Origin of the sequence: Aeromonas lusitana (genome assembly GCF_002812985.1) — a bacterium.
Taxonomy (GTDB): Bacteria; Pseudomonadota; Gammaproteobacteria; order Enterobacterales; family Aeromonadaceae; genus Aeromonas; species Aeromonas lusitana.
This window is the reverse complement of the sequence record NZ_PGCP01000002.1, coordinates 74,918-98,352: the sequence shown is the minus strand read 5'-3', so window position 1 is coordinate 98,352 and position 23,435 is coordinate 74,918. Positions and strand designations below refer to the sequence as shown.

General features: G+C 63.2%; 20 protein-coding genes and 1 riboswitch. Of the genes, 10 read left to right on the top strand and 10 right to left on the bottom strand.

Going from position 1 to position 23,435, the window contains the following annotated elements:
• Positions 1–9: 9 nt before the first annotated feature.
• Positions 10–96: riboswitch (cyclic di-GMP riboswitch) on the bottom strand.
• A gap of 203 nt (positions 97–299) precedes the next feature.
• From CUC44_RS01245 to CUC44_RS01235, 3 genes are all read right to left on the bottom strand, one after another.
• On the bottom strand, positions 300–3,779 hold the full coding sequence (locus CUC44_RS01245; protein WP_100858191.1) for a hybrid sensor histidine kinase/response regulator: 3,480 nt from the start codon (positions 3,777–3,779) through the stop codon (positions 300–302).
• A gap of 88 nt (positions 3,780–3,867) precedes the next feature.
• Positions 3,868–5,010: a 3-phenylpropionate MFS transporter gene (locus CUC44_RS01240; protein ID WP_100858190.1), complete on the bottom strand. Its 1,143-nt coding sequence runs from the start codon at positions 5,008–5,010 to the stop codon at positions 3,868–3,870.
• Between the two features lie 202 nt (positions 5,011–5,212).
• The gene (locus CUC44_RS01235) at positions 5,213–6,175 is read right to left on the bottom strand and encodes a LysR family transcriptional regulator (RefSeq protein ID WP_208621008.1); all 963 of its coding nucleotides are present in this window, start codon (positions 6,173–6,175) and stop codon (positions 5,213–5,215) included.
• A 128-nt stretch (positions 6,176–6,303) separates the two neighbouring features.
• Between CUC44_RS01235 and CUC44_RS01230 the strand changes: the two genes are divergently transcribed.
• Positions 6,304–7,452, top strand: coding sequence for an iron-containing alcohol dehydrogenase (locus tag CUC44_RS01230; protein WP_100858189.1), 1,149 nt, complete (start codon positions 6,304–6,306; stop codon positions 7,450–7,452).
• A gap of 111 nt (positions 7,453–7,563) precedes the next feature.
• Positions 7,564–8,394, top strand: coding sequence for an SDR family oxidoreductase (locus tag CUC44_RS01225; RefSeq protein WP_100858188.1), 831 nt, complete (start codon positions 7,564–7,566; stop codon positions 8,392–8,394).
• Positions 8,395–8,467: 73 nt separating this feature from the next.
• On the opposite strand, the gene CUC44_RS01220 is transcribed toward CUC44_RS01225, so the two are convergent.
• Complete coding sequence (locus tag CUC44_RS01220) at positions 8,468–10,561, bottom strand: TonB-dependent hemoglobin/transferrin/lactoferrin family receptor (RefSeq protein WP_100858187.1); 2,094 nt, start codon at positions 10,559–10,561, stop codon at positions 8,468–8,470.
• 202 nt (positions 10,562–10,763) lie between these two features.
• Here CUC44_RS01220 and CUC44_RS01215 point away from each other — a divergent pair, with 202 nt between their 5' ends.
• The 3 genes from CUC44_RS01215 to CUC44_RS01205 all read left to right on the top strand — a co-directional run bounded on the left by CUC44_RS01215 (position 10,764) and on the right by CUC44_RS01205 (position 12,894).
• Positions 10,764–11,729, top strand: coding sequence for a ChaN family lipoprotein (locus CUC44_RS01215; RefSeq protein WP_100858186.1), 966 nt, complete (start codon positions 10,764–10,766; stop codon positions 11,727–11,729).
• Between the two features lie 166 nt (positions 11,730–11,895).
• Positions 11,896–12,447: a cysteine hydrolase family protein gene (locus tag CUC44_RS01210; RefSeq protein WP_100858185.1), complete on the top strand. Its 552-nt coding sequence runs from the start codon at positions 11,896–11,898 to the stop codon at positions 12,445–12,447.
• 39 nt (positions 12,448–12,486) lie between these two features.
• Positions 12,487–12,894, top strand: coding sequence for a hypothetical protein (locus CUC44_RS01205; protein ID WP_100858184.1), 408 nt, complete (start codon positions 12,487–12,489; stop codon positions 12,892–12,894).
• A gap of 73 nt (positions 12,895–12,967) precedes the next feature.
• Here CUC44_RS01205 and hutZ read toward each other — a convergent pair whose 3' ends face one another.
• Entirely contained in the window at positions 12,968–13,525 is a 558-nt protein-coding gene (gene hutZ / locus CUC44_RS01200; protein WP_050718091.1) for a heme utilization protein HutZ, read from the bottom strand.
• Positions 13,522–14,034: a heme utilization cystosolic carrier protein HutX gene (gene hutX, locus CUC44_RS01195; RefSeq protein ID WP_100858183.1), complete on the bottom strand. Its 513-nt coding sequence runs from the start codon at positions 14,032–14,034 to the stop codon at positions 13,522–13,524. Before hutX ends, hutZ begins: the two co-directional genes overlap by 4 nt.
• A 169-nt stretch (positions 14,035–14,203) precedes the next feature.
• Between hutX and CUC44_RS01190 the strand changes: the two genes are divergently transcribed.
• The 3 genes from CUC44_RS01190 to CUC44_RS01180 are packed head-to-tail and all read left to right on the top strand — an operon-like array spanning position 14,204 to position 16,896.
• Entirely contained in the window at positions 14,204–15,058 is an 855-nt protein-coding gene (locus CUC44_RS01190) for a heme/hemin ABC transporter substrate-binding protein (protein ID WP_100858182.1), read from the top strand.
• Positions 15,055–16,086: a FecCD family ABC transporter permease gene (locus CUC44_RS01185; protein ID WP_167388737.1), complete on the top strand. Its 1,032-nt coding sequence runs from the start codon at positions 15,055–15,057 to the stop codon at positions 16,084–16,086. The genes CUC44_RS01190 and CUC44_RS01185 overlap by 4 nt, the downstream gene beginning before the upstream one ends.
• Positions 16,087–16,101: 15 nt before the next feature.
• The gene (locus CUC44_RS01180) at positions 16,102–16,896 is read left to right on the top strand and encodes a heme ABC transporter ATP-binding protein (RefSeq protein WP_100858181.1); all 795 of its coding nucleotides are present in this window, start codon (positions 16,102–16,104) and stop codon (positions 16,894–16,896) included.
• A gap of 78 nt (positions 16,897–16,974) precedes the next feature.
• Here CUC44_RS01180 and CUC44_RS01175 read toward each other — a convergent pair whose 3' ends face one another.
• On the bottom strand, positions 16,975–17,583 hold the full coding sequence (locus CUC44_RS01175) for a DUF6198 family protein (protein ID WP_100858180.1): 609 nt from the start codon (positions 17,581–17,583) through the stop codon (positions 16,975–16,977).
• Positions 17,584–17,817: 234 nt separating this feature from the next.
• On the opposite strand from CUC44_RS01175, the gene CUC44_RS01170 reads away from it, so the two are divergent.
• Entirely contained in the window at positions 17,818–19,224 is a 1,407-nt protein-coding gene (locus CUC44_RS01170; RefSeq protein ID WP_279627807.1) for a UDP-glucose dehydrogenase family protein, read from the top strand.
• Positions 19,221–20,231, top strand: a complete 1,011-nt coding sequence (locus CUC44_RS01165; RefSeq protein ID WP_100858178.1) for an NAD-dependent epimerase — start codon at positions 19,221–19,223, stop codon at positions 20,229–20,231. The genes CUC44_RS01170 and CUC44_RS01165 overlap by 4 nt, the downstream gene beginning before the upstream one ends.
• A gap of 80 nt (positions 20,232–20,311) precedes the next feature.
• On the opposite strand, the gene CUC44_RS01160 is transcribed toward CUC44_RS01165, so the two are convergent.
• The 3 genes from CUC44_RS01160 to CUC44_RS01150 all read right to left on the bottom strand — a co-directional run bounded on the left by CUC44_RS01160 (position 20,312) and on the right by CUC44_RS01150 (position 23,181).
• Entirely contained in the window at positions 20,312–22,000 is a 1,689-nt protein-coding gene (locus tag CUC44_RS01160; RefSeq protein WP_100858177.1) for an ArnT family glycosyltransferase, read from the bottom strand.
• Positions 21,990–22,355: a lipid-A-disaccharide synthase N-terminal domain-containing protein gene (locus CUC44_RS01155; RefSeq protein WP_244166697.1), complete on the bottom strand. Its 366-nt coding sequence runs from the start codon at positions 22,353–22,355 to the stop codon at positions 21,990–21,992. The genes CUC44_RS01160 and CUC44_RS01155 overlap by 11 nt, the downstream gene beginning before the upstream one ends.
• Positions 22,356–22,440: 85 nt before the next feature.
• Entirely contained in the window at positions 22,441–23,181 is a 741-nt protein-coding gene (locus CUC44_RS01150; RefSeq protein WP_100858176.1) for a glycosyltransferase, read from the bottom strand.
• Positions 23,182–23,435 lie beyond the last annotated feature (254 nt).

Sequence of the window (23,435 nt, the reverse complement as noted above, 5' to 3'; positions counted from 1 at the left end):
GATACAACCTGTGGTGGCCCCGCTATCCTAGGTGCTTTGACCCTTAGACCGGAGGCTTTGCGTCCCGGACTTTCATCCGGTTTGCCTTTTTTGCACAACTTGATTTGCGATGAAAATAATCGCCGAATGACTATAGATGAGAGAAATGATCCCGCCACCTAGTAGAAATGACAGTAACAGGGACTCACTTTTTTCAGTTGGCCGCGATCATGCATATAACATGGCGCCAACATCGCCCATGCACTGGGATGAGAACCATTATCACCAATACAGGTCAATGATGGATTCTGTGATTGCAGTCACGCTATGGGCAACAAGAGACTGTTCATCAGGGCCCGCAGCTTGAGGGGCTTGACCGGTTTGCTGACATAGCCGTAGCCATGCTCGCGGATCTGTGCCTGCAGCTCGCTCTTGCGATCCGCGCTGATGATGATGCCGCCAATCTCGTTGCCATGGGCCAACCGGATCATGTGCAGCGCCTGCAACCCCGTCTTGCCATCGTCCAGGTGATAGTCGGAGAGCACCAGCCTGGGCAGGAAGCCACCGGCGATGAGATCCTCCGCCTGGGCCAGGCTCTGGGCACAGACTACCTCGCAGCCCCAGCGCCCCAGCAGGGAGTGCATGGCGGTGAGTATGTCTTCCTCGTTGTCGATGCAGAGGATCTTGATCCCCTCCAGCTGGCTGTCGCGCACCGCTGGGGCTGCTACCTGGGTCGGCATCACGGGCCGGGTCGCCAGGTTCAGGGTGATGGAGAACACGGATCCCGCCTGGGGCCAGCTGCGCAGTGAGAGCGGGTGCCCCAGCACCAGGGAGATGCCGCGGGCGATGGCGAGGCCGAGGCCGAGGCCCTGCTCACGGGCGGTGCGGGAGTGATCGAGACGGGAGAACTCGTCAAAGATCGCCTCCTGCTTGTCCAGGGGAATGCCGGGGCCGTTGTCCCACACCTCGATGCGAACCTTGTCACCAAGCCGGCGGCAGCCGAGCAGCACCCGGCCCCCCGGGTTGTAGCGAAACGCATTGGTGAGGAAGTTTTGCAGCACCCGCCGCAGCAGGCGCACATCGCTGTAAACGGCGAGCTTGCTCTCCACCACGGAGAACTGGATATCCCCCGCCTGGGCCAGCACCCCGAACTCCGCCTTGAGGTTGTCAAACACCTCCCGCAGGGCGAAATCGAGCTTCTTGGCCTTGAACTTGCCGGCTTCGAGCCGCGAGATGTCCAGCAGATCCGTGATGAGATCCTCGGTCGCCCCCAGGGCATCGTCGATGTGACGGGCGATGCGCACCTGCTCCGCCCTCTGCTCCGCGCCCTGCACCCCCGGCAGCATCTCCAGCAGGGAGGAGGTGAACAGCTTGGCCGCATTCAGCGGCTGGGTGAGATCATGGCTCACCGCCGCGAGGAAACGGCTCTTGGAGTGGTTGGCCCGCTCCACCTGCTGGTTCACCAGCAATAGCTGGCGGTTGAGCTCGGAGAGCTCGTGGGTACGCTCCGCCACCCGCGCCTCCAGGTGTTCGTTGGCCTCTCGCAGCACCCGCTCCGCAGCCCGGAACGGGGTGATATCGGTGAAGGTCATCACGAAGCCCCCCGCCGGCATGGGGTTGCCCTGCATCTCGATCACCCGGCCATCCGGGCGCTCCCGCGCCGAGACATGGGGGCTGCCGCGCTGCATGAAGGCGACCCGCCGCGCCACATGGGCCTCGAGCTCACCGGGGCCGCACAGCCCCTGCTCGGCGTTGTAGCGAATGATCTCCTCGATGGAGCGTCCCACCTGGATGAGGCCGGGGGGATAGTGGAACAGCTCTATGTAGCGCCGGTTCCAGGCCACCAGTTTGAGCTCTCTGTCCACTACCGAGATGCCCTGCCCCATGTGCTCTATGGCCCCCTGCAGCAGGCCGCGGTTGAAGCGAAACACGTCGGAGGCCTCGTCCACTATGGTGGCTATCTCCTCGAGCTGCATGTTGCGCCCCTGCAGGGCCGAGGCGAGCACCAGGCGGGCGGAGGAGGTGCCAAACACCCCGGCCAGCAGCCGCTCCGTGTGGGCGATGAGATCGGCCGATGCCTGCATCTGGGGCGCCAGGGTGCCGCCATGCTCGCCGGCGAAGCGACCGAAGGCGCGCTTGACCCGGCTCGAGCCGACGAAACGGGCCGCCAGCATCTCCAGCTCCTTGACCGAAACCCGCGCCTGATAGAGGGCCGCCTGATCCTGGCTCGGCTTGCCGACGAAGTTGGCGGCCTGCAGCCGCTCGCTCACCGCCGCCCGTGACAACAAGGATCCCGCCACATAGCCGACCAGGTTGAGCAGCAGGCTGATGAAGATGCACCAGGCCCCCAGGCTCAGATCCCGAAACGCGGGCCAGTTGGGCGGCGCCAGCAGCGCCTCCAGGGGGGAGCCTGCCAGCAGACCGCTTTCCGCCAGCAGGGTGAGGAACCAGAGGCTGACCCCGAGGGAGAGACCGAGGTAGACCCCCTTGCGATTGCCGTGACGCCAGTAGAGGCCGAGCAAGAGCGCCGGGGCGAACTGGGCCACGGCGCCGAACGACAGGTAGCCGATGCGCGACAAGCTGGTGAGATCCCCGAGCCAGAGGTAGAGCGCCCAGGCCGCCAGCAGGATCAACAGGATGGCGCCGCGGCGTACCTGCAGCAGCAGCCGCATCAGCCGCTCGTCCCGCCCCTGTTGCCAGAAGCGGCGCAGCAGCACGGGCAGCACCAGATCGTTGCTGACCATGATGGCCAGGGCGATTGTGCAGACGATCACCATGCCGGTGGCCGCCGAGGTGCCGCCTAGGAAGGCCAGCATCGCCATGCCATCGTAGCCCAGCGACATGGGCAGGCTGATGACATAGGTGTCCGAGCCCATGCCGGCCCCTACCCACTGCTTGCCCGCCAGGGCCAGGGGCCAGATGAAGAGCCCCATCAGGAACAGATAGAGCGGGAACACCCAGCGCGCCCAGTGCAGATCCTGGCCCTGGTTGTTCTCCACCACAGTCACGTGGAACTGGCGCGGCAGGCAGATGACGGCGCACATGGCCACCAGGGTATAAATCGCGAGCTCCAGCAGGCTGCCGGGGGAGACGGCCACCACGGCGTCGAGGAAGTCGCTGGCCACCAGGGTGCGGGCCTGGCTCGGCTTGGCGATGATGAGCCAGAGCGCGAAGCCCCCCACCGCCATGAAGGCCAGCAGCTTGACCAGGGACTCGAAGGCGATGGCGACCACCATGCCTCTGTGGTGCTCGGTGGCATCCAGGTTGCGGGTACCGAACAAGATGCTGAACAGGGCCAGTATCATAGTGACACCGAGCGCCAATCCCCCGGTATTGCCAGTGGGTCCGACTGGTACCGAGTTGGCCATCAGCATATCCAGCCCGGTCACGATCGCCTTGAGCTGCAACACCAGGTAGGGAAGTATCCCCATGACGGCTATCAGGGTGATCACCATGGCCAGTCGCTGGGACTTGCCGTAGCGGGCGGCGATGAAGTCGGCAATGGAGGTGATGTGTTCGCGCTTGGCCACCAGGATGAGGCGCGCCAGCAGGCGCCAGCCAAACAGGAACACCAGCATGGGACCGAGGTAGATGGGCACGGGGGACCAGGGGGATTCGCTGGCCTGACCGACTGTGCCAAAGAAGGTCCAGGAGGTGCAGTAGACCGCGAGCGACAGGCTGTAGAGCAGGGGCTGCCCCTTGAGGCGGCGACGCTTGCTCTTGTCCGCCACGAAGGCGATGAGGAACAGCAAGCCCAGGTAGGCGAGCGACATCCCGATCAGCAACCATCCTTGGTGCATCTAGCTAATTCCCTTGTCCAGAAAGGTTGAAGGCCCCGCCACTCCAGAGAGCCGGCGGGCCCATGTCATGCACTGCGGGATGCGTCACTCACGCCGGCGTCCCCTCCGCCGGCACACGCAGGCGCAAGACGAAGACCGGCAGCACCACCAGTATCATGAGGAAGAAGATGCCGCCACCGAGCGGCTCGAACAGCACACCACAGATAGTCATCAGGGCGGCCACCATCATGCCGAGGCCAAGGGCCGCATAGAGCCCCTGGGTCGGGATCATCTGCTCGGCGGGCAGCTGGCGGGTCATGAAACGTATGGCCCCCAGGTGACTGACGCAGAAGGTCACCGCGTGCAGCAGCTGGCCGAGCACCAGCACCCACAGTTCGCTGGAGGCACCGAGCAGGCTCCAGCGCACCACGCAGCCGACGGCACCGACCAGGAACAGGGTCTGGGCGTTGAGCCGCTGCAGGAAGCGCTTGTCGGCGGCAAACATGCAGATCTCCGCCACCACCCCGAGGGCCCACAGGTAGCCGATGACGGTGCCGCTGTAGCCTTCGGCCTTCCAGTAGATGGCGCTGAAGCCGTAGTAGGCTGCATGACTGCCCTGCAGCAGGGCCGTGATGAGCAAGAAACGCCGCACGGAAGCTGACTTCAGGGTATCCCTCAAAGACGCCCTGGCCCGCTCCCCCTGCAACTCCTGGGGCGCCGGATTGAGCGGCAGCACGCTCAACAGCAGCATCAGCAAGAGGCCGGCCACCATGGTATGCAGCACCCATTCGCTGCCGAAGTTGCCCACCAGGGCTCCGACGAGCGTGGAAGCGACGATGAAGGCGAAGGAGCCGCACAGCCGCACCTTGCCGTAATCGAGGTGAGTCTGTACCACCATGCGGGTGGCCAGCGCCTCTCCCACCGGCATCAGGGTCGGGTAGATGAAGTTCGCCACCAGGGTCAGCGCTACCAGCCACCAGAGGCTGTGGCTGACATAGAAGCCGAGGAAGGCCAGCAGACTCAGCAGGCAGAGCAGACGGGTGATCGGCAGCAAGTGCCCCGCCCCCTTGATCCGCCCCATGATCAGCAGATTGCCGGCGAAACGTATCGCCATGCCGGCCCCGAGCAGCAGACCTATCTGTTCGGCGCTCACCCCTATCCCCTCCAGCCAGAGCGACCAGAACGGCAGATAGGCGCCATAGACGAAGTAGAAGGCACCAAAGAACAGGGCTAACCAGGAGAAGGCGGGCATAGGAACTCGGCAAGGGTGCAAGGGGCACAAATGATAACCGATTTCGGGGCGGCGATCCCCTGGCACATGGAAGAATAAAAATCATAAATATCAATAAAGTTGAACCTTTGCCACCGCCCCCTGTCTACTCGATTAACACCACCTCCTGATGCGTGTTGCAATCCTTCCACCCGCCCCGTGCGGGTTTCTTTTTTAGCAGGCCTCAGCCCAGGTCCGCCATGCCGCAAGCGTGAGCCTGCTGCAACTCCTCAGCCCCCAGCACCAGCTCCTGGCCCTCGGTCAGCCGCGCGATGACGAGATCGATGAAGCGGCGCACCCGGGCGGGCTGCGCCGCGCGACTGCCGTAATAGAGATAGAGGCTGTAGTCGCTGCAGACATGATCCAGCAGCAGCGGAATGAGCCGCCCGGCGCGAATATGGGGCGCCGCCGTGGATCCGGCAAACTGGCCCATGATGGTCCCGCTCAGCGCGGCGCGCAGCTCCACCTCCTCGTCATTGGTGGAAAAAGCCGGGGTCACAAGCCGCTCCTGCACCTCCTCTCCGACTTGCACCCGCCAGGGGGCAATGCGCCCGTCATTGCTGCGGCGAAAGGCGCTGCAACGGTGCGCACCAAGATCCTGCAATCCCCGGGGAACCCCGTGCTTGCGCAAGTAGACAGGGCTCGCACAGATGATGAGCTGCAGCGGAAACAGGCGGCGGGCGATCAGCCCCTCCTCCGGGGCATTGCCCAGCCGAAAGCCGACGTCCACCCTGTCCGCCACCCAGTTGCCGACCCTGTCATCGAGCTGGATCTCAGGCTGCACGGCGGGATAGAGGCGGCAATATTCGTCGAGCACCGGGCCTATGAGCGGCTGCAGCACGGTGCGCGGCCCGACGATGCGCAGCGGCCCGGCGTTCTCCTCCCGCGCCTGTCGCACCGTCTGCAGCGCCTGCTGCAAGCCGAGCAGTGAGGGCTGAGTCGCCTCCAGGAAGCGCTGCCCCTCCTCGGTCAGCGACATGCTGCGGGTGGTGCGATGAAACAGGCGAACCCCGAGATAAACCTCCAGCTGTCCCAGCGCCTTGCTGGCGGCCTGGGGCGAGATCTGCTGCGCCTCGGCGGCCTTACTGAGATTACCAAGCTCGGCGGTGTGCACGAAGGTGGTGATGGAACGCAATTCGTTGATCATGGGGGATCCCGGCAATTTACATCATTTGGTTGTAATTAATTCACCACTTTACCTTCTAGTGCAATCCCTATGATGCGCCTAAAGTTCACGCCATCGGCACACCCAGTGCCAGCCACAGGACTCTCCCCATGGATAACTTCAGCTTCTACAACCCGACCCGCATCGAATTTGGCAAAGACAAGGAACAGCAAATTGGCGCCATCCTGGCCGAGCATGGCATCAAGAAGGTGCTGCTGACCTATGGCAGCGAGCGCATCAAGCGTGATGGCCTGTTCGCCACCGTCAGCCAGAGTCTGGCAGCCCACGGTATCAGCCTGGTGGAGTGTGGCGGCATCGTCAGCAACCCCCTGCTGTCCAAGGTGCGCGAGGCCATCGCCCAGGCTCGCGACCATCAGGTGGATGCGGTACTCAGCGTGGGCGGGGGATCCGTGCTCGACAGCAGCAAGGCCATCGCCGCCGGCACCCGTTACGAGGGGGATGTGTGGGACCTCTTCATCGGCAAGGGGGAGATCGCCTCGGCCCTGCCCATCTTCGCCATCCTGACCCTGGCGGCCACCGGCAGCGAGATGAACGCGGGCGCCGTCGTCACCAACGAGGTGACCAAGGAGAAGTTTGCGATCAATTCGGTACACACCTTCCCGCGGCTTTCCATCGTCAACCCGGCGCTGATGCAGACGGTGTCCCGAGACTATCTGGTCTACTCAGCCGCCGACATCATTGCCCACGCCATCGAGGGCTATTTCACCGCCAGCATGCAGCCCCGCCTCCAGTCCCGACTGGTGGAATCCGTCATCGCCACCGTGCTGGAGACGACCGAAGCCCTGCTGGCCGATCCCCTCGACTATGATGCGCGCGCCGAGTTTGCCTGGGCGGCGACCCTGGCGCTCAATGGCATCACCTATGCCGGCACCTCGGGATTTGGCTACCCGAACCACATGATGGAGCACTCCCTCTCGGCCCTGTTCAACGTGCCCCACGGCGCCGGTCTGTCGGTGATCATGCCGGCCTGGATGAAGTGGTATCAGGAGCACAATCCGGCCCAGTTCACCCGCTTCGCACAGCAACTGTTTGGGGTGGCGACGGTGCAGGAAGGCATAGCCGCACTGGAGGCCTGGTTTGACAAGATAGGGACCCCGACCCGGCTATCGCAACTGGGCATCACGGCGCAGCAGCTGCCCGCCATCGTTGACAATGTGCTCGGCAACGCCCGCTGGTTCGGACTGGCTGACACCTATGACAGGGAGGTGGTGAGCCGCATACTGAGGCTGGCCCTCTAGGCTCACATCACCCAAGCGGGCACCGCCGATCCCCTGGCGGTGCCCGCACGCGACCCTCTGAGCCCGTTTGCAACGGCAAGCGGCATTCACAACCCTAGCAAGGACATTCTCATGAGCAAAGACGTGATCGTTCTCATTGGTACCGGCTCCATCGGCCAGGCCATCGCCCGCCGGGTCGGGGCCGGCAAACATGTGTTGCTGGCCGATCTGCGCCAGGAAAACGCCGACGCGGCCGCCAAGACCCTGAGCGAGGCCGGCTTCGTGGTGAGCACAATGTGTGTCGATGTGGCATCCCCCGCCTCGGTGCAGGCGCTGGTGCGAGCGGCGACGGCCATAGGTACGGTGAGCGGGGTGATCCATGCCGCCGGCGTGTCACCGTCCCAGGCTACCCCCGAGGTGATCTTGCGGGTCGATCTCTATGGCACCGCCCTGGTGCTGGATGCCTTTGGCGAGGTAATTGCGCCAGGAGGCGCCGCTGTGGTGATCGCCTCCCAGTCCGGCCATCGCCTGGGGGCCCTCACTGCCGAGCAGGATGCCCTGCTGGCAACCACACCGGTGGAGGAGTTGCTGGCCCTGCCCATGTTGCAGCCGGATCGAGTACAAGATCCCCTGCACGCGTATCAGCTGTCCAAGCGTGCCAACGCGCTGCGGGTCATGGCCGAGGCCGTGCGCTGGGGCAAGCGCGGCGCGCGCGTCAACACCATCAGTCCGGGCATCGTCATCACCCCCCTGGCCAAGGACGAGCTGAGCGGCTCGCGCGGGGAAGGCTATCGCCGCATGCTCTCCCTCTGCCCGGCGAAGCGGGCCGGAACACCGGACGAGATAGGCAATCTGGCCGCCTTGTTGATGGGACCGGACGGAGCCTTCATCACCGGCAGCGATTTTCTCATCGACGGCGGGGTGACGGCTTCATACTTCTACGGCGAACTGGCCCCCAAGTAACGCAAACCCACTTTCGCGCACAGCAAAAAGGGGCCCAAGGGCCCCTTTGTCATTACCGTTACTTGCTTGAGTATCAGAACACGTACTTGACGCGGGCGCTCAGGTTGCGGCCCGGCTCGGTCAGGTTGGTGGTGCTGCTGGACGCGGCCAGACCCGTGATGCTCTCGTAGCTGACGTATTCCTTGTCGAACAGGTTGAACACGCCGACGTTGAGCTGCAGATCCTGCATCGGTTTGAACTGGGCGAAGATGTCTACGACACCCCAACCGGCGCTCTTGATGTAGTCGTTGCCCTTGGCGTCCTGACGTACCTTGTCCATGTCATCGGCGAAGCGCAGAGCTGTGTTGATGTTCCAGTTCGGCTGTTCCAGGCGCAGACCAACGCTACCGTTGAGCGGGCTCAGGCTGTTGATGTAGTTGCCATCGCCGTCCTTGCCGTCGATGTAGGCCAGGTTACCCCAGACGTTGACCAGATCGTTCAACCAGTAATCTGCCTTGGCCTCGACCCCCTTGGTGGTGGCCTTGTCCAGGTTCTGGTATTCAAAGACCGCAGTGCGTCCTTCGGTACCGATCTGAGCCAATTCGATGAAGTCCTCGAACTTGTTGTAGAAGGTGGCCACTTCATAGCTGAAGCCGCCGGCGCTGCCACGGATACCCAGATCTATGCCGTCGCTGCTCTCGGACTTGAGGTTCGGGTTCGGCTCGATGCGGTAGCCGTATGCCTGGTGGTTCAGGGTGGAGAAGGCGTTGTCATACATGGGCGCCTTGAAGCCATGGCTGTACTGGGCGAACAGGTTGGCCGCCTCGTGCGCCTTGAACACCAGACCCAGCTTGGGGGAGAGCTCCCCTTCGGAGACCTTCTGCAGCTTGTCGCCGGTATAGGCGGGATCTTCGTCCGGGGTCATCTTGTAGTATTCGTAACGGGCACCCGGGGTCAGCACCCAGCGCTCGCCGAACTTGATCTCGTCAAATGCCCAGATGGCGCTGCGCTCGCTGGTGGTGGACGGGAAGCTCAACTCGCTGTAGCCGACGAAGTCACCGGGCACGGTCGGGGCCTTGAAGCGGGTACGCTCGTTGTCGGTGTGCTCATACTCCACACCCCAGGCCAGGCGCTGGTTGTCGAGGGCCTTGCTGAATTTCACCTGGGCACCCAAGCTCTCTTGCTCGAAGCCGTTGTGATCCAGGGAGTTCTTGGTCACATAGGGGTTGCGCGGGTTGACCGGATACTTGGAGGAGGCGTACTGATCCAGGGTCTGCTTGGTGCGGGCGTAATAGACCTTGCTGTCGATGCGATCGACCCAGGCGGCGTTCAGGGCGATGCCGTGATCCAGCACCACAGAGACGTTGTCGGTGTCTTTATCGGTGATCGGCTGATTGAAGACGGAACCCGCCTTGGTCAGGTCGACGGCATCCGGATCCTGGCCTTCGGTGAAGTAGTCGACGGTCAGTTTCAGGAACTGGTCGTCATTGAAGTTCCACTTGCTCTTGAACAGCACGGCCTGGCTGACGATGTCGAACTCGTTCTTGTCGCCGTCGTAGTTCTGGGTCACACCGCCATCGCGCCAGGTGTAGCGCAGCAGGTTCTCGAAGTCGCCAGTGCGCAGGGCGCCGGTGAAGCCGGCCATGTTCTGGTGGCTGCTGGAGGCGTAGCCGGTGGTCGCATCCAGATAGCTGTCGCGGCCCTTGAGGAAGTCGCCCGCATCCTTGGTGGTGATGGCGATGACGCCACCCAGGGCATCTGAGCCGTAGGCGGCAGAGGCCGGGCCCTTGGCTACTTCAATCTGCTTGATCATGTCGGTATCGAAGTAGGTCTGACCGACACCGCCATTCTTGTAGGCGTCATTCTGGCGCACGCCATCTTGCACTACCTTCACCCGGTTCTCGCTCATGCCGCGGATGGTAAAGGTCTGGGCATCGCCCGCGCCGCCCTGCACGCTCACGCCAGGCTCGTAACGGAACAGATCGGCGACGTTGCTGACAACCTGCTCTTCGATCTGCTCTGAGGTGATGACGGCGATGGGTGCGGAGACATCTTCCAGTTTCTGCTCCATCCGGGAGCCACTGACGACCATGACTTCATCTGCTTTCTTGTCTGCGGCGAAAGCGGGGGACATGAGACCTGCCGCCACGGCGAGGGCAATCAATGATGGGGTGTTGTTGTGCGCCACTGCAAAATCCTTATTGAGAATTATTATCAAGCGGGAGGCATATTACTCAGCTCACAACAAAGATCAATAATAAACTGAATCATTCTCATTTTCTTTTGTCTTCATTCAGTTTTACACTAGCCGCCTCTTTTCTCCTGCTCGCCATGCTGCCATCGTATGGTGCCGCGCCTTTGCCAATCTCTGCCTTTGTGAGTGAGACATCATGATCCGACGACTGCCCCTGCTCGCCCTGCCCCTGCTGCTGGCCGCCTGCGCCACGCCACCGCAGACGCAAGCGCCCCACACCCTCTATCACTATCAGCTCAGCGAAGGGCAGAGCCAGCAGCCACTCACCCTGGCCCAGGCGCTGGACCAGGTGGCAGATGCCGATGTCGTGCTGGTGGGCGAGCTGCATACCCATCCCGCCGTGCACCTGCTGCAGGCCAACCTGCTGGCCGGGCTGGCCGAGCGCTCCCGCCAGGATGGGCGAGGCCTTGCGCTCTCCATGGAGCAGTTCACCCGCGCCGATCAGCCCACCCTGGATGCCTATCTGGCCGGTCGCATCGGCGAAGCGGCGCTGATCCGCGATGGCAATGCCTGGCCCAACTACCCGAGCGACTATCGCCCCCTGGTGGAGTTCGCCAAGGCGCAGCACCTGCCGGTCATCGCCGCCAACGCCCCCAAGCCGCTGGTGAGCTGTGTCGGCCAGGAAGGTCCCCAGTGGCTGGACAAGCTGCCCGCCAGTCGCCGCAGCCAGCTGGCCCAGACCCTCACCCTGGGTGACGATGGCTATCGTCAGAAGTTCATGGCCTCCATGCACCACGGGGATCCCGACAGCAATGCCCGCCGCTTCGCCGCCCAGACCAGCTGGGACGACACCATGGCCGAGAGCATGGTCAACTATCTGGCCAAGCATCCCGGCCAGCGCGTCATGCACATCGCCGGCAACTTCCACGTGGAAGGCGGGCTGGGCATTGCCAGTCGCATCGCCAGCCGCAATCCGGCCCTCAAGGTGGCACTGATCGTGCCGCAGACCGATGACAAGGCCGCCGCCGGTCGCAGCGCCGATGTCAGTGTTCGCATCGCCCCCTTGCCGGAACGCTGGCTAAATGCCGATGAAATGAAGCAAGATATGGGTGCACTGCATCAATCCCGCAGTCGTGACTGCAGCCAGTGGCTGCAACCCTGACCATCGGCAAGGAGCCTGCCCATCGTCAGTCGCGAGACCTCGTCAATGAGGGTGTATTGCCGTGCAAAATCCGGGATTTATGCTAATAATCCATGGTTTTTCGGTGGTATATGTGCCCGCATTGCCTTGTCACAGCATGATGGTGGGCGGGTTCTGAGGAACTCATATGGATGTGTTACTGATCATCGACATGCAACAGGGCTTGTTCATACAACCCCGCCATCAGGATGCGCAGGTCATTGCCAACATCAACCGGCTGGCAGAGGGCGTGCGCGCCAGTCAGGGCCGTGTCATCTATGTCCAGCATGACGAGCCGGGCTCTGAACTCGAACCCCACAGCCCGGGCTGGCAACTGCACGCCGACCTGACCCCAGCGCCCACGGAGAGCCGGGTGCGCAAGACCGCCTGCGACAGCTTCCTCGGCACCGAGCTCGGCTTTTTGCTGGCGGAGCAGGCGGTGGACAGGTTGCTCATCTGCGGTTGTGCCACCGATTTTTGCGTCGACACCACCTTGCGCAGCGCGGCGGGCCAGGGCTTTGACGTGACTGTGCTGACCGATGCCCACACCACGGCGGACCGGCCCCACCTCACCGCCGAGCAGATCATCGAGCACCACCACTGGATGTGGCGTCACCTCAGCCTGCCAGAGGGCAGAAGCGTGACCCTGCTCACCACGGATGAGCTGCTCACGCCCCCTCAGGTGGCGGCGGCGTGTTAAGCTGCCCGCCCCTGTCGACCTGAACTGATGGAGTCCCTCGTGCGTCTATTGCCTGCCGTTTTCTGCATGCTGCTGTTGCCGCCGCTCACCGCTTGTTCCGGCTTGCCGGGATCGGCCCCCGATGGTCCGGCGCCCCTGTTCCGGACCCATATCAACGAAGAGGGGAGCAAGCGCTTCACCTTCGAGGCCGCCCCCCTCGACGTCTTGCCGAGCCGCTTGCAAGGCGATGATGACAGCCGTCTCAGCCGCAATAACCGCAGCCTGCTGGAACGCCGCGAGGCCCTGCAGGACGAGCAGCTGACCCAGACCCTGGCGGAGCAAAAATACTGCCGCAGCGGCTACATAGTGCTGAGCCAGACCTCTTGGAAGATCCGGGGAGAGTGCAACGAGACCGCCACCCAGGCCGATCGCAGCGCCTTCCCCAACCGGGCTTCCTGGCAGGACTGAGTCGGTTCGGTGTAGCCAGATAACAAAACGGGCAGCCAAGGCTGCCCGTTTTTCATCTCAAGGACGCACCATCTCAGACTGGCGCGTCGGTCTCGCTGGTCAGCTCGGCGCCGTTATCGACACGCTTGTGGCCTTCCACCAGGTGCACGAAGTCCACCAGTTCATCACCGGAGACCCGGAACGCCTGGCCGAAGCCCTTGACGAACAGGCCCTGCTCGGGCTTCAGGCGGAACAGCACGAAGTCCTTGAGGTTGGAGAGACCCTTGACGATCTCGCCAAAGCGCCCTTCCAGGGCCCCGATGGCCTTTTCCCAGCGCACGTCATCGCGGGCCACCACTTCGGCCACCGCATCGAAGGTCAGGCGCTTGCGGGCAAACAGCTCGCGGGCACCGGTTTCGTCTTCGATCAGCATCAGGGAGACCTTCGGCACCTGCTGCAGGTTGCGGGCATGGCGGGCGATTTCGGAGATCAGCACATAGTAGCCATCTTCCTGCAGCACGAAGGGGGCATAGCTGGCATTGGGGTTACCTTCGCTGTCTACGGTCGCGAGTTGCAGGGTACGGCAACCGTCACGAAACTCACGGATCTCCGGTTGCAGACGGTTCTGCAGACGTTCCTGACGTTCACTCATGCTTTCACTTCCTCTTGATACTGATGGCGCAGCGCCATGAAACGCTCCACCTGGTCGGTCAGCAGCTGGCGCTGCTCGTCACGCCCCAGATAGATCTTGAAAATGCAGCGACCGCTGTGGCCGAAGAACTGGAAGGAATGCCCCTCCTTGCCCATGAACAGCTTGCTGACCAGGGCGATCCCGACCACGTTGTCGAGTTTGAGATGACCGTGCATCTCGCCGTCACGACCCATCAGGTTGTAGTAGCCACGGGCCGTCTTGCCTTTCGGGAAGGGGGCCTTCACCTCGAAGATGGAGCCATCGGATTCGACGATGGTGGTCACCTGGCCCCAGCTGGCCAGATCCGCCAGTAGGGCTTCGGCCTGATCGGCCGGGACCTGGGTCATCAATTCGGCGGGCAGGTGGCGCACCACCTCCCATTCACTGACCGCCAGCTGGGTGGCGATGCTGGAGGGATGGGCGCTGGGATCGTCTGCCAGCAGCTCATGAATGCGTTGTGCAATGCTCATCATTTCTCCCTTGGATGATCTGGCTATGGTGCTCAGTCTCGCGGCGGATACTGTAATAAAGCGGCCCCCCTAACGCAATTGATAATCGCTTCTATTATCAGTGCAATTTCCTGCCGGGATTGATATTCTCAGCGACAATCCCACTCTCACTCACCCCTCGGAGGTTCGCATGGGCCGTCGTTTTGCCCTCGCTCTCAGCCTGTTCGGCTGCGCCACTCTTTCCCTGTCCGCCCTGTCTCTGCCCGCCATGGCGCAAGAGCGCATCGTCAGTGTCGGCCCGGCCACCACAGAACTCATTCTGGCCCTGGGTGGCGAGTCGAGCATTATCGCCACCGATGTGAGCAGCCCGGAACCCAAGAACCTGCCCAAGGTCGGTTATCACCGAGCCCTGGCCGCCGAAGGTATCCTGAGTCTGGCACCGACCCGGGTGGTGGGCAGCGACGAGATGGGCCCCAATGCCGCCCTGGATCAACTGCGCCGCGCCGGCGTCAAGGTCGACGTCATGGCCACAGCCCCGACGCTCGCTAACCTCAACGAACGCATCGACACCCTGGCCCAGTTGCTGGGAGATCCGGCAGCGGGCGCCAAGCTCAAGGCCGACATAGCAAGCCAGAGCGACAAGCTGGCGGCCCAGGCCAAGCAGAACAAGCCCCTCAAGGTCGCCTTCCTGCTGCTGCACAAGGGTCAGCCCACCAGCATCGCCGGTGGCAACACCACCGCCAGCGCCCTGATCACCCTGGCGGGCGGCGTCAACCCGGTGGCCCAGCTCCATGACTACAAGCCGGTGTCTACCGAATCCCTCATCGAGATGCAGCCGGATCTGGTGCTGGTGAGCGGTCGTGACTGGCAGCAATATCAGAACATCGATAGTGTACTGGCCCAGGTGCCGGCCCTGGCCGCCACCCCGGCTGGCAAGAGCAAGGCCATCCACGCCATCGACGGTCATGCCCTGCAAGGGGGCCTCAGCCTGCGCTCCCTGCAACAGGCCAACCAGATAGCTCTGTGGATCCAGCAGGGTTCATGATGCGTCTGCCCCTGCCCTGGCTACTCTGTCTCGTCTGCGGCGCATTGGCCGTGCTGCTGGTCGGCTCATTGGCGACCGGCCCCATGTCACTGTCGTTTGGCGAGAGCCTGCAGGCCCTGTTTGCCGGTAAAGAGAGCGGGATAGAGGCGCACAAGCTGTTGATCGTGCAAGAGATCCGCCTACCCCGCACCCTGTTGTGCATCGCCGTGGGGGGCATACTCGGCCTCTGTGGCGCCGTGATGCAGGGGTTGTTTCGCAATCCCCTCGCCGATCCCGGCATAATAGGGGTCTCCGGCGGTGCCGCCCTCGGTGCGGCGCTGGCCATAGTGCTGCTGGCCCCCCTGGGTCAGCAGTTGCAGACCCTGCTCGGCCTCGGCCTGCTGCCCCTGCTCGCCTTCCTCGGCGGCGCCCTGACCACCACGCTGGTATATTTGCTGGGCACCCGGGAAGGGGGCACTTCGGTCACTGTCATGCTGCTGGCCGGGGTCGCCATCACGGCCCTGTCTGGCGCCGTCATCGGCCTGCTCACCTATCTGGCAGACGACCAGATGCTGCGCAACCTCAGCCTGTGGCAGATGGGATCCCTGGCCGCCGGCAAGCCGATGGACGTAGTGCTGGCCCTAGCGACCCTGGCCGCGCTGTTGCTGCTGTTCATGCGGAATGCGAACCCGCTCAATGCCCTGCTGCTGGGAGAGGGTGAGGCCCGCCATCTGGGGGTCAATGTGCAATCCCTCAAGCGTCGGCTCATCCTGCTCACCGCCGCCGGCGTCGGTGTCGCCGTCGCGGTGGCGGGCATGATCGGCTTCGTCGGCCTGGTGGTGCCGCACTTGGTACGGCTGCTGGCCGGTCCCAACCATGTCCGGCTGCTGCCCCTCTCCGCGTTGCTCGGCGCTGCCCTGTTGCTCGGCGCCGACATGCTGGCCCGCACCCTGCTGGCTCCGGCCGAACTGCCGGTCGGCATCATCACGGCCCTGCTCGGTGCCCCCTTCTTCATCTGGCTATTGGTCAAGAGTCGCCGGACGTTTTAACAGGAGATCGTCATCTTGCCCGGATCATCCTCTTCTCCCCTGCTGGGCTGCCAAGACGTCAGCCTCAGCCGGGGCGGTCGTCTCATCCTGGATCGGCTCAGCCTCTCCCTGCTGGCGGGCACCCTGACCGCCCTGCTCGGCCCGAACGGGGCGGGCAAGAGTTCGCTGCTCAAGTGCCTGACCGGCGAGCTGGACTATGACGGCGAGATCAACCTGTTCGGCCACCCCCGGCAAGGCTGGGCCAGCACGGATCTGGCCCACAGGCTCGGCGTGCTGCCCCAGAGCTCGTCCCTGAATTTCCCCTTCCTGTGTGAAGAGGTCGTGGCCATGGGCCGCCTGCCCCATAGCGAACCGGGCAGCCGCCGTGACGAAATAGTCAAAGCCGCCATGACCCATGCCGGGGTCGAGCACCTGGCCGGTCGCCTCTATCCCGGCCTGTCCGGCGGCGAGCGCCAGCGGGTACAGTTTGCCCGGGTGCTGGCCCAGATCTGGCAAGCACCGGACGAGCCGCAAGGGCCCCGCCTGCTGCTGCTGGACGAGCCCACCTCGGCGCTCGATCTCAAGTACCAGCATCAGCTGCTCACCATGGCCCGCGCCCTCGCCGGTCGCAACACGGCCGTGCTGGTGGTGCTGCACGACCTGAACCTGGCGGCGCGCTATGCGGATCGGCTGGTGATGCTGGAGCAGGGGCGCCTGATGGCGGATGGAAGCCCGGCCGAGGTGCTGACCCCTGAGCTCATCGCTCGCCTCTATGACTACCCGGCCCAGGTGCTGCACCATCCGGATACCGGCCTGCCCATGGTGGTGTAGCCGCAAATTCGTCAGCACAACGCAGATAACAACAGAGCGCCCGAAGGCGCTCTGTTTGTTTCAACTGGCAAAACCACATCAGGCTATCTGATAGCGGCCCGGTTTGTGGTTGAGTGTCAACACCAGGTTACAGATGATGGCCGCGACCACGGAGAGGGCCAGCAACCAGGGGGAGACAACGAAGAAGGAGGCGACCACTATGGTACAATCCAGCCCCATTTGCAGCTTACCTGCGCGGATGCCGAACTTGTCTTGGATAAACAACGCCAGGATGTTGAAGCCCCCTAGGCTCGACTTGTGACGGAACATGATGAGCAGTCCCATGCCGATCAGGGTGCCGCCGATGAGCGCCGCGTACACGGGCTCTATCTTGCCTATCTGCAGCACGGCGTTGAGGTGATCCGTCATGAAGGAGACGGCCGCCACCGAGGCGAAGGTGTTGAGGGTGAATCTCGGTCCCATCCTGAGCCAGGCCAGGGCGTAGAACGGCAGGTTCATGCCAAAGAACAGCAGGCCGAAGCTCAGGCCCGTCAGCTGTTGCAGCAGCAAGGCCAGACCCGCCGTGCCGCCGGTGAGCAATCCCACCTGATGAAACAGAAAAATACCGAGGGAGACGAAGCCTGCCGCGGTCAGCAGGGCGAGCACATCCTCATAAAACGGATGCGCGGAGCGGGAGTTGTTGTCCATAACCTGTGTCCATAGCGAAGTGAAAAGAGTGTTTATTGGCCCGAATTAGGCCGCGAGCCCCGTGGTCAGGGCTTCGTTATGGGCACAGTGTCCAATTTGAGTGAGCCGGATCACAAGTCCATGGCCAAATGCGCCAAAATGGTGCGCGTCAGCGCTGCGTTACATGGGTTGCACCAAAATATCCCACGCCCCTCTCCAAACCTGACGCCAGCCTGAAAAACCCGGCGGTTCCCGCTGCTCGCGAGGCAGAATCATTCTAAAATGAAGGCCTTGCAACAGCCTGCGGAGCAACAAAGGATGAGAGTCGCCGTATTCGGGGTCGGTTACGTGGGCCTGGTTCAGGCCGCCGTGCTGGCCGAGATGGGTCATCAGGTCACCTGTGTGGACGTGGATGCCGCCAAGATCGAACGCCTGAAAGAGGGCATCATTCCCATCTTCGAACCCGGCCTCGCCCCCATGGTGCAGACGAACCATCAGGCTGGCCGCCTGCACTTCACCACGGACGTGGCACAAGGGGTGAGCTTTGCCGAGCTGCTCTTCATCGCGGTCGGCACGCCGCCGGATGAGGACGGCTCGGCCGATCTGCAGCATGTCTTGGCGGTAGCTGGCGCCATAGGGCGCCTGATGCAAGGCGGCAAGGTAGTGGTCAACAAGAGCACAGTACCGGTCGGCACGGCCCATCGGGTACACCAGCATATCGGTGGCATCCTCGCTGAGCGCGGCGTCAGCTTGCCCCTCGAAGTGGTCTCCAATCCGGAGTTTCTCAAGGAGGGGGCCGCGGTCGCCGACTGCCTGCGGCCGGATCGGATCATCATAGGCACGGATTCGACCCACGCCATGGCGCTGCTGGAGGAGCTCTACGCCCCCTTCAACCGCAACCACGATCGCATCATTCAGATGGACGCGCGCAGCGCCGAGCTGACCAAGTACGCCGCCAACGCCATGCTGGCGACAAAAATCTCCTTCATGAACGAGATGGCGGGACTGGCGGAGAAGCTGGGCGCCGACATCGAGGCGGTGCGCAAGGGCATAGGGGCGGATCCGCGCATCGGCTACCACTTCATCTACCCGGGCTGCGGCTACGGCGGCTCCTGCTTCCCCAAGGATGTGAAGGCACTGATCCATACCGCCAGCGAGATCGGCTGCGAAGCCCCCCTGCTGCGCTCGGTGGAGCGGGTCAACGATCGCCAGAAACACAGGCTCATCGAGCGCCTGCACCAGCACTTTGGCAGCGATCTGGCGGGGCGCACTTTCGCCCTCTGGGGCCTCGCCTTCAAGCCCAATACCGACGACATGCGGGAGGCGCCGAGCCGGGTGCTGATGGAGGCCATCTGGGCCGCCGGCGGCAAGGTGCAGGCGTTCGATCCCCAGGCCATGAACGAGGCCCAACACCTCTACGGCCTGCGCGACGATCTGACCCTGTGCGGCACCCAGGAGGCGGCCCTCAAGGGCGCCGATGCCCTGCTCATCTGTACCGAGTGGCAGCAGTTCCGCGCCCCCGATTTTGAGCTGATCCAGCGCACCCTGAAACAAGCCGTCATCTTCGACGGGCGCAATCTCTATGATCCGGCCCGCCTGCGCCAGCGTGGCTTCACCTATTACGCCATCGGCCGGGGCGACAGTCTGGAGCAAGGCAAATGAAATACCTGGTCACCGGCGCCGCCGGCTTTATCGGCTTCCACCTAGCCCGGCGGTTGTGCGCTGACGGTCATCAGGTGGTCGGCATCGACAACCTGAACGACTACTACGAGGTGAGCCTGAAAGAGGCGCGCCTTGCCCGGCTCCAGCCCCTGCCCGGCTTTCGCTTCGAGCGGATCGATCTCGCCGATCGGGAAGCCATGGCGGCCTTCTTTACCCGCGAAAGTGCCAGCGAGCGGTTCGATCGGGTGATCCACCTCGGCGCCCAGGCGGGTGTGCGCTACTCGCTGGACAACCCCTTTGCCTACGCCGACAGTAACCTCACCGGCGCCCTCACCGTGCTGGAGGGGTGTCGCCACCACGAGGTACAGCACCTGATCTACGCCTCGTCGAGCTCGGTCTATGGCCTCAACGAGCAGATGCCGTTCAAGACCTCGGATGGGGTCGATCACCCTGTCTCCCTCTACGCGGCGAGCAAGAAAGCCAACGAGCTGATGGCCCACTCCTACTCCCACCTCTACGGCTTGCCCACTACGGGTCTGCGCTTTTTCACCGTCTACGGCCCCTGGGGGCGCCCCGACATGGCCCTGTTCAAGTTCGTGCGCGCCATCCTCGCGGGCGAGCCCATCGACATCTACAACCAGGGCCAGCTCAGCCGGGACTTCACCCATGTCGACGACATAATCGAGGGGATAGTGCGCGTCGCCGATCGCCCGCCCCAGGCGAACCCGGCCTGGCACGGGCAGACGGACTCCAGCTCGGCCCCTTACCGGTTGCTGAACATAGGCAACGGCAGCCCGGTGCGGCTGCTGGACTTCGTGGAAGCCATCGAAGCGGCCCTCGGCAAACCCGCCATCCGCAACCTGCTGCCCATGCAGCCGGGGGATGTGCTCGCCACCTGGGCCGATACCGAATCCCTGTTCGAGGTGACCGGCTACAAGCCCAGGGTCGAGCTGTCGGCCGGGGTCGCCAGCTTCGTCGCCTGGTACCGGGACTACTATCGGGTCTAAGCGGGCCAGCCTGATCTGACCATGGAAAAGGAGCTGCCAGTGGCAGCCCCTTTTATATCGTCCCGAACATCCCTCCCCGCTCAGGGCCCAGGGGTGTAGCTGAAGGGGTCGATTTGCGGAGTCAACCCCTGACAAACCGGTTTGAGGGCATCGGCCCTCGCCAGCAACCAGTCGGTGCGATGGCGATTGCCGAGGTTGTCCATGCGATCTGGCTCGAAGCAGCGCTCCATGAGATCGGCGGCCCCCAATACCCAGCGTCCCGGGGCCGCGGCGACCCAGGCGGCCGCCTCGCGAGCCTGCTGCTCATCCGGCATTTGATAGGAATAATGTTTCAGTGGCTGCTTTGAAAACAGCAGATGTTGCTCTTTAAAGCCTGCCAGCAGCAGTTCATCCCCCGCCGGTACCCGCTCGGATGCCAGTGTCATCACCCCTTGCGGGGTGCGCATGTCGTTGAGTCGCACGCAGATCCAGCTGGAGTAGATGAGCCAGCCCACGGCAAGCGAAGTCAGAATGGCGCAAAGGGGTGCCCGGCGCAGCAGGGCATTGGTCACCAGCAGTGCCGCCCCCATGGCCAGCAACGGCAGCCAGGGCGCAGGGCCAATCTCGCCCGCCTTGCTCGCCAGCTTGGCGCTGAAGGCCAGCGCCACGGCGCCCCCGATGCAGATGATGCCAAGCAGCCAGCCAAGGCCCGACAGCAGCCGCCCCGGCCAGCGCCGCAGCAATAGCTCGGCGATGAAGGGCGCCGTCAGCAGGGCCAACACTGGGGTGCCCGGCGTGACATAGACGCCGCGCTTGCCCGGTGAGAGCGAGAAGAAGAGCACCACCAGCACCAGGTAGCCGAGCAGTAAAATGATGCGCTTGTCCTGCCCCTGGATCGCCTTGCGCCACGCCACCACCAGCCAGGGCAGCAGCAGGGAGAGCGGCAGCCAGAAGGGGGGTATCACTGAGGTGAGGTAATACCAGAAGGGTTTGACATGGTGCCAGGAGTTGGCATAACGGGTGACCGTCTGGCGCAATAAAATGTTGTCCCGATACGCCTGCAAGACAGGATCGCCGCTCTGGGACACCGCCAGCAGCATGGGTACCAGCCAGGACCCGATAGCCAGCAGCAGAAACAGCGGTCCGGCCAATCCCTTGAGCCAGTCGGCCCTGGAGGCGGCGCGGATCTGCTCCCTGTGGGTCCAGAGCGCCGGGATCAGGATCAGCAGGGCCAGCAGCCCCACCCCCTTGGTGATGATGCCAAGTCCGGCGGCAAACCAGCCGAGCCAGTACCAGCGCCAACCCCCGCCACAGAGCAGGAAGCGGACGAAGCCATAGACTCCCAGGGTAATGAAGAAGGTCACCAGGGCATCTATCTGGGCCGTCTTGGCCTGCAGGGTGAACTGGACGGTGAACAGCAGCAGCAAGCCGGCCATAAAGCCGACTGCCGGGTTCCACAACCGGCGCCCCAGGTCCCATACCAGCACTATGGTCAACAGACCCGCCAACAGGGAGGGCAGCAGGAAGGCCACCTTGATGGATCCGGTCAACAGATAGCCAAGGGCGATGCCCCACATGAACATGGGAGGCTTGTCCGGGTAGATCTCGCCCCCGCGCATGGGGAACAGCCACTGGCCGCTCTCCACCATCTCCTTGGCGATCAGGGCGAAACGGGGCTCGTCTGCCGGCCAGGGATCCCGCATACCGAGGCCCGCCGCCAGCACCACCAGGGCGATCAGCAGCAACCAGCCGAGGGTGGTCTGATTGAGCAGGGCGCGATCATTTACCATGGTGCACCTCGCCATCACGGATAACCTTGTCACGTTTCCAGCCCCTGTGCTGGATATCCAGGTAGAGGCTGTAGAGGGCGGTGAAGGTGGGGAAGAGGTTTTGCAGCACGCCGACGGAGTCCTGTTTGGGAGAGAAGATGAAGTAGCTCAGGGTCATCAGGCTGCCGAGCACGCTCATGTACCAGAACATGCGCGGAATGACCGGCTTGCCAGCCCGCTTAGAGGCGACGAACTGCACCAGCCAGCGGCCACCAAACATCAGCGCCCCCGTGTAGCCGATGAGCTTCCAGCCGGTGACATGCAAGCCGGTCCAATCCAGCCAGTCGAGTGGCATAGAGAGCATGGCATCCATCATGTCGGCCACTCCTGATCCAAGCCGATGACATGTCGGGCAATATCCCAGTCCAGACAAGTCAGTGCCGTCGAGTACACGGAATCAATCACTCCAGTATCTCCCTGACGTCAACCACCTTGGAGCGGCGCTGCAGCCAGCAGACGCCGACCACGTCCACCAGCCCGACCCATAGCCGGTTCCAGACCCCGTATTTGGAGACCCCCGCCTGACGTGGCCTGTGATTGACCGGCCAAGGGGACATGCGCCCTCCCTGGGCCTGGATCAGGGCCGGAATGTAGCGATGCATATGGTTGAAGCTGGGCAGGCGCAGATACCAGTCGCGACGCACGACTTTCAGACCGCAGCCGGTATCCGGGATGCCGTCGCGCAGCAGCAGATCTCGAAAACCGTTGGCCAGTCTGGAGGAGAGGCGCTTCACCCAGTCATCACGGCGATTGACGCGATGGCCGATGAGCCCCACCTGGCCTGAGTCCGCGGCAAATCGGCGCCTGGCCTCCTCCAACATGGCGGGGATGTCGGCGGGATCGTTCTGACCGTCGCCGTCCAGCACCACCAGCCACTCGCCGCGACCGTGACGCACCCCGCTCAACACCGCCATGCTCTGGCCGACGGCCCTGGCATGGCGTATCACGCGCAGCGCCGGGTATTGCGCCTTCAGGGCGCAGAGCACGGCATAGCTGTCATCCTCGCTGCCATCGTCCACGTAGATCAACTCGTAAGCGTATCGCCCGCCGAGGGCGGCCTCTATCTCGCCGATGAGGGGGGCCAGATTGTCCCGCTCATCTTTGGCGGGGACGACGACGGATACATCGACTGCATAAACCATATGAGCTTCCCGACCATGACCAAAAGGCAACCATGTCTGCCGTCTGCGCACATCCTATGTGCGCAGACTGCTTTCATAACTTCATTAAAATACAAGGTGTTAAACACGGCGATGAAAGTTTACCACCCAGTAAATGACATGTTTATCATTTTTAATGGAGCGAACAATCTTCCTGGACTGCCTCACAGCCATTGTTCCTGAGGCTGGCTGAAAGGGAGCTTTCCTCTCTGCCAAAAGTTCCATACCGTTTTCAT

Bases quoted from the DNA above. Each gene is read 5' to 3' on its own strand.
- CUC44_RS01245 (WP_100858191.1), bottom strand. From the start codon at position 3,779: ATGCACCAAGGATGGTTGCTGATCGGGATGTCGCTCGCCTACCTGGGC.
- CUC44_RS01240 (WP_100858190.1), bottom strand. From the start codon at position 5,010: ATGCCCGCCTTCTCCTGGTTAGCCCTGTTCTTTGGTGCCTTCTACTTC.
- CUC44_RS01235 (WP_208621008.1), bottom strand. From the start codon at position 6,175: ATGATCAACGAATTGCGTTCCATCACCACCTTCGTGCACACCGCCGAG.
- CUC44_RS01230 (WP_100858189.1), top strand. From the start codon at position 6,304: ATGGATAACTTCAGCTTCTACAACCCGACCCGCATCGAATTTGGCAAA.
- CUC44_RS01225 (WP_100858188.1), top strand. From the start codon at position 7,564: ATGAGCAAAGACGTGATCGTTCTCATTGGTACCGGCTCCATCGGCCAG.
- CUC44_RS01215 (WP_100858186.1), top strand. From the start codon at position 10,764: ATGATCCGACGACTGCCCCTGCTCGCCCTGCCCCTGCTGCTGGCCGCC.
- CUC44_RS01210 (WP_100858185.1), top strand. From the start codon at position 11,896: ATGGATGTGTTACTGATCATCGACATGCAACAGGGCTTGTTCATACAA.
- hutZ (WP_050718091.1), bottom strand. From the start codon at position 13,525: ATGAGTGAACGTCAGGAACGTCTGCAGAACCGTCTGCAACCGGAGATC.
- hutX (WP_100858183.1), bottom strand. From the start codon at position 14,034: ATGAGCATTGCACAACGCATTCATGAGCTGCTGGCAGACGATCCCAGC.
- CUC44_RS01190 (WP_100858182.1), top strand. From the start codon at position 14,204: ATGGGCCGTCGTTTTGCCCTCGCTCTCAGCCTGTTCGGCTGCGCCACT.
- CUC44_RS01185 (WP_167388737.1), top strand. From the start codon at position 15,055: ATGATGCGTCTGCCCCTGCCCTGGCTACTCTGTCTCGTCTGCGGCGCA.
- CUC44_RS01175 (WP_100858180.1), bottom strand. From the start codon at position 17,583: ATGGACAACAACTCCCGCTCCGCGCATCCGTTTTATGAGGATGTGCTC.
- CUC44_RS01165 (WP_100858178.1), top strand. From the start codon at position 19,221: ATGAAATACCTGGTCACCGGCGCCGCCGGCTTTATCGGCTTCCACCTA.
- CUC44_RS01160 (WP_100858177.1), bottom strand. From the start codon at position 22,000: ATGGTAAATGATCGCGCCCTGCTCAATCAGACCACCCTCGGCTGGTTG.
- CUC44_RS01155 (WP_244166697.1), bottom strand. From the start codon at position 22,355: ATGATGGATGCCATGCTCTCTATGCCACTCGACTGGCTGGATTGGACC.
- CUC44_RS01150 (WP_100858176.1), bottom strand. From the start codon at position 23,181: ATGGTTTATGCAGTCGATGTATCCGTCGTCGTCCCCGCCAAAGATGAG.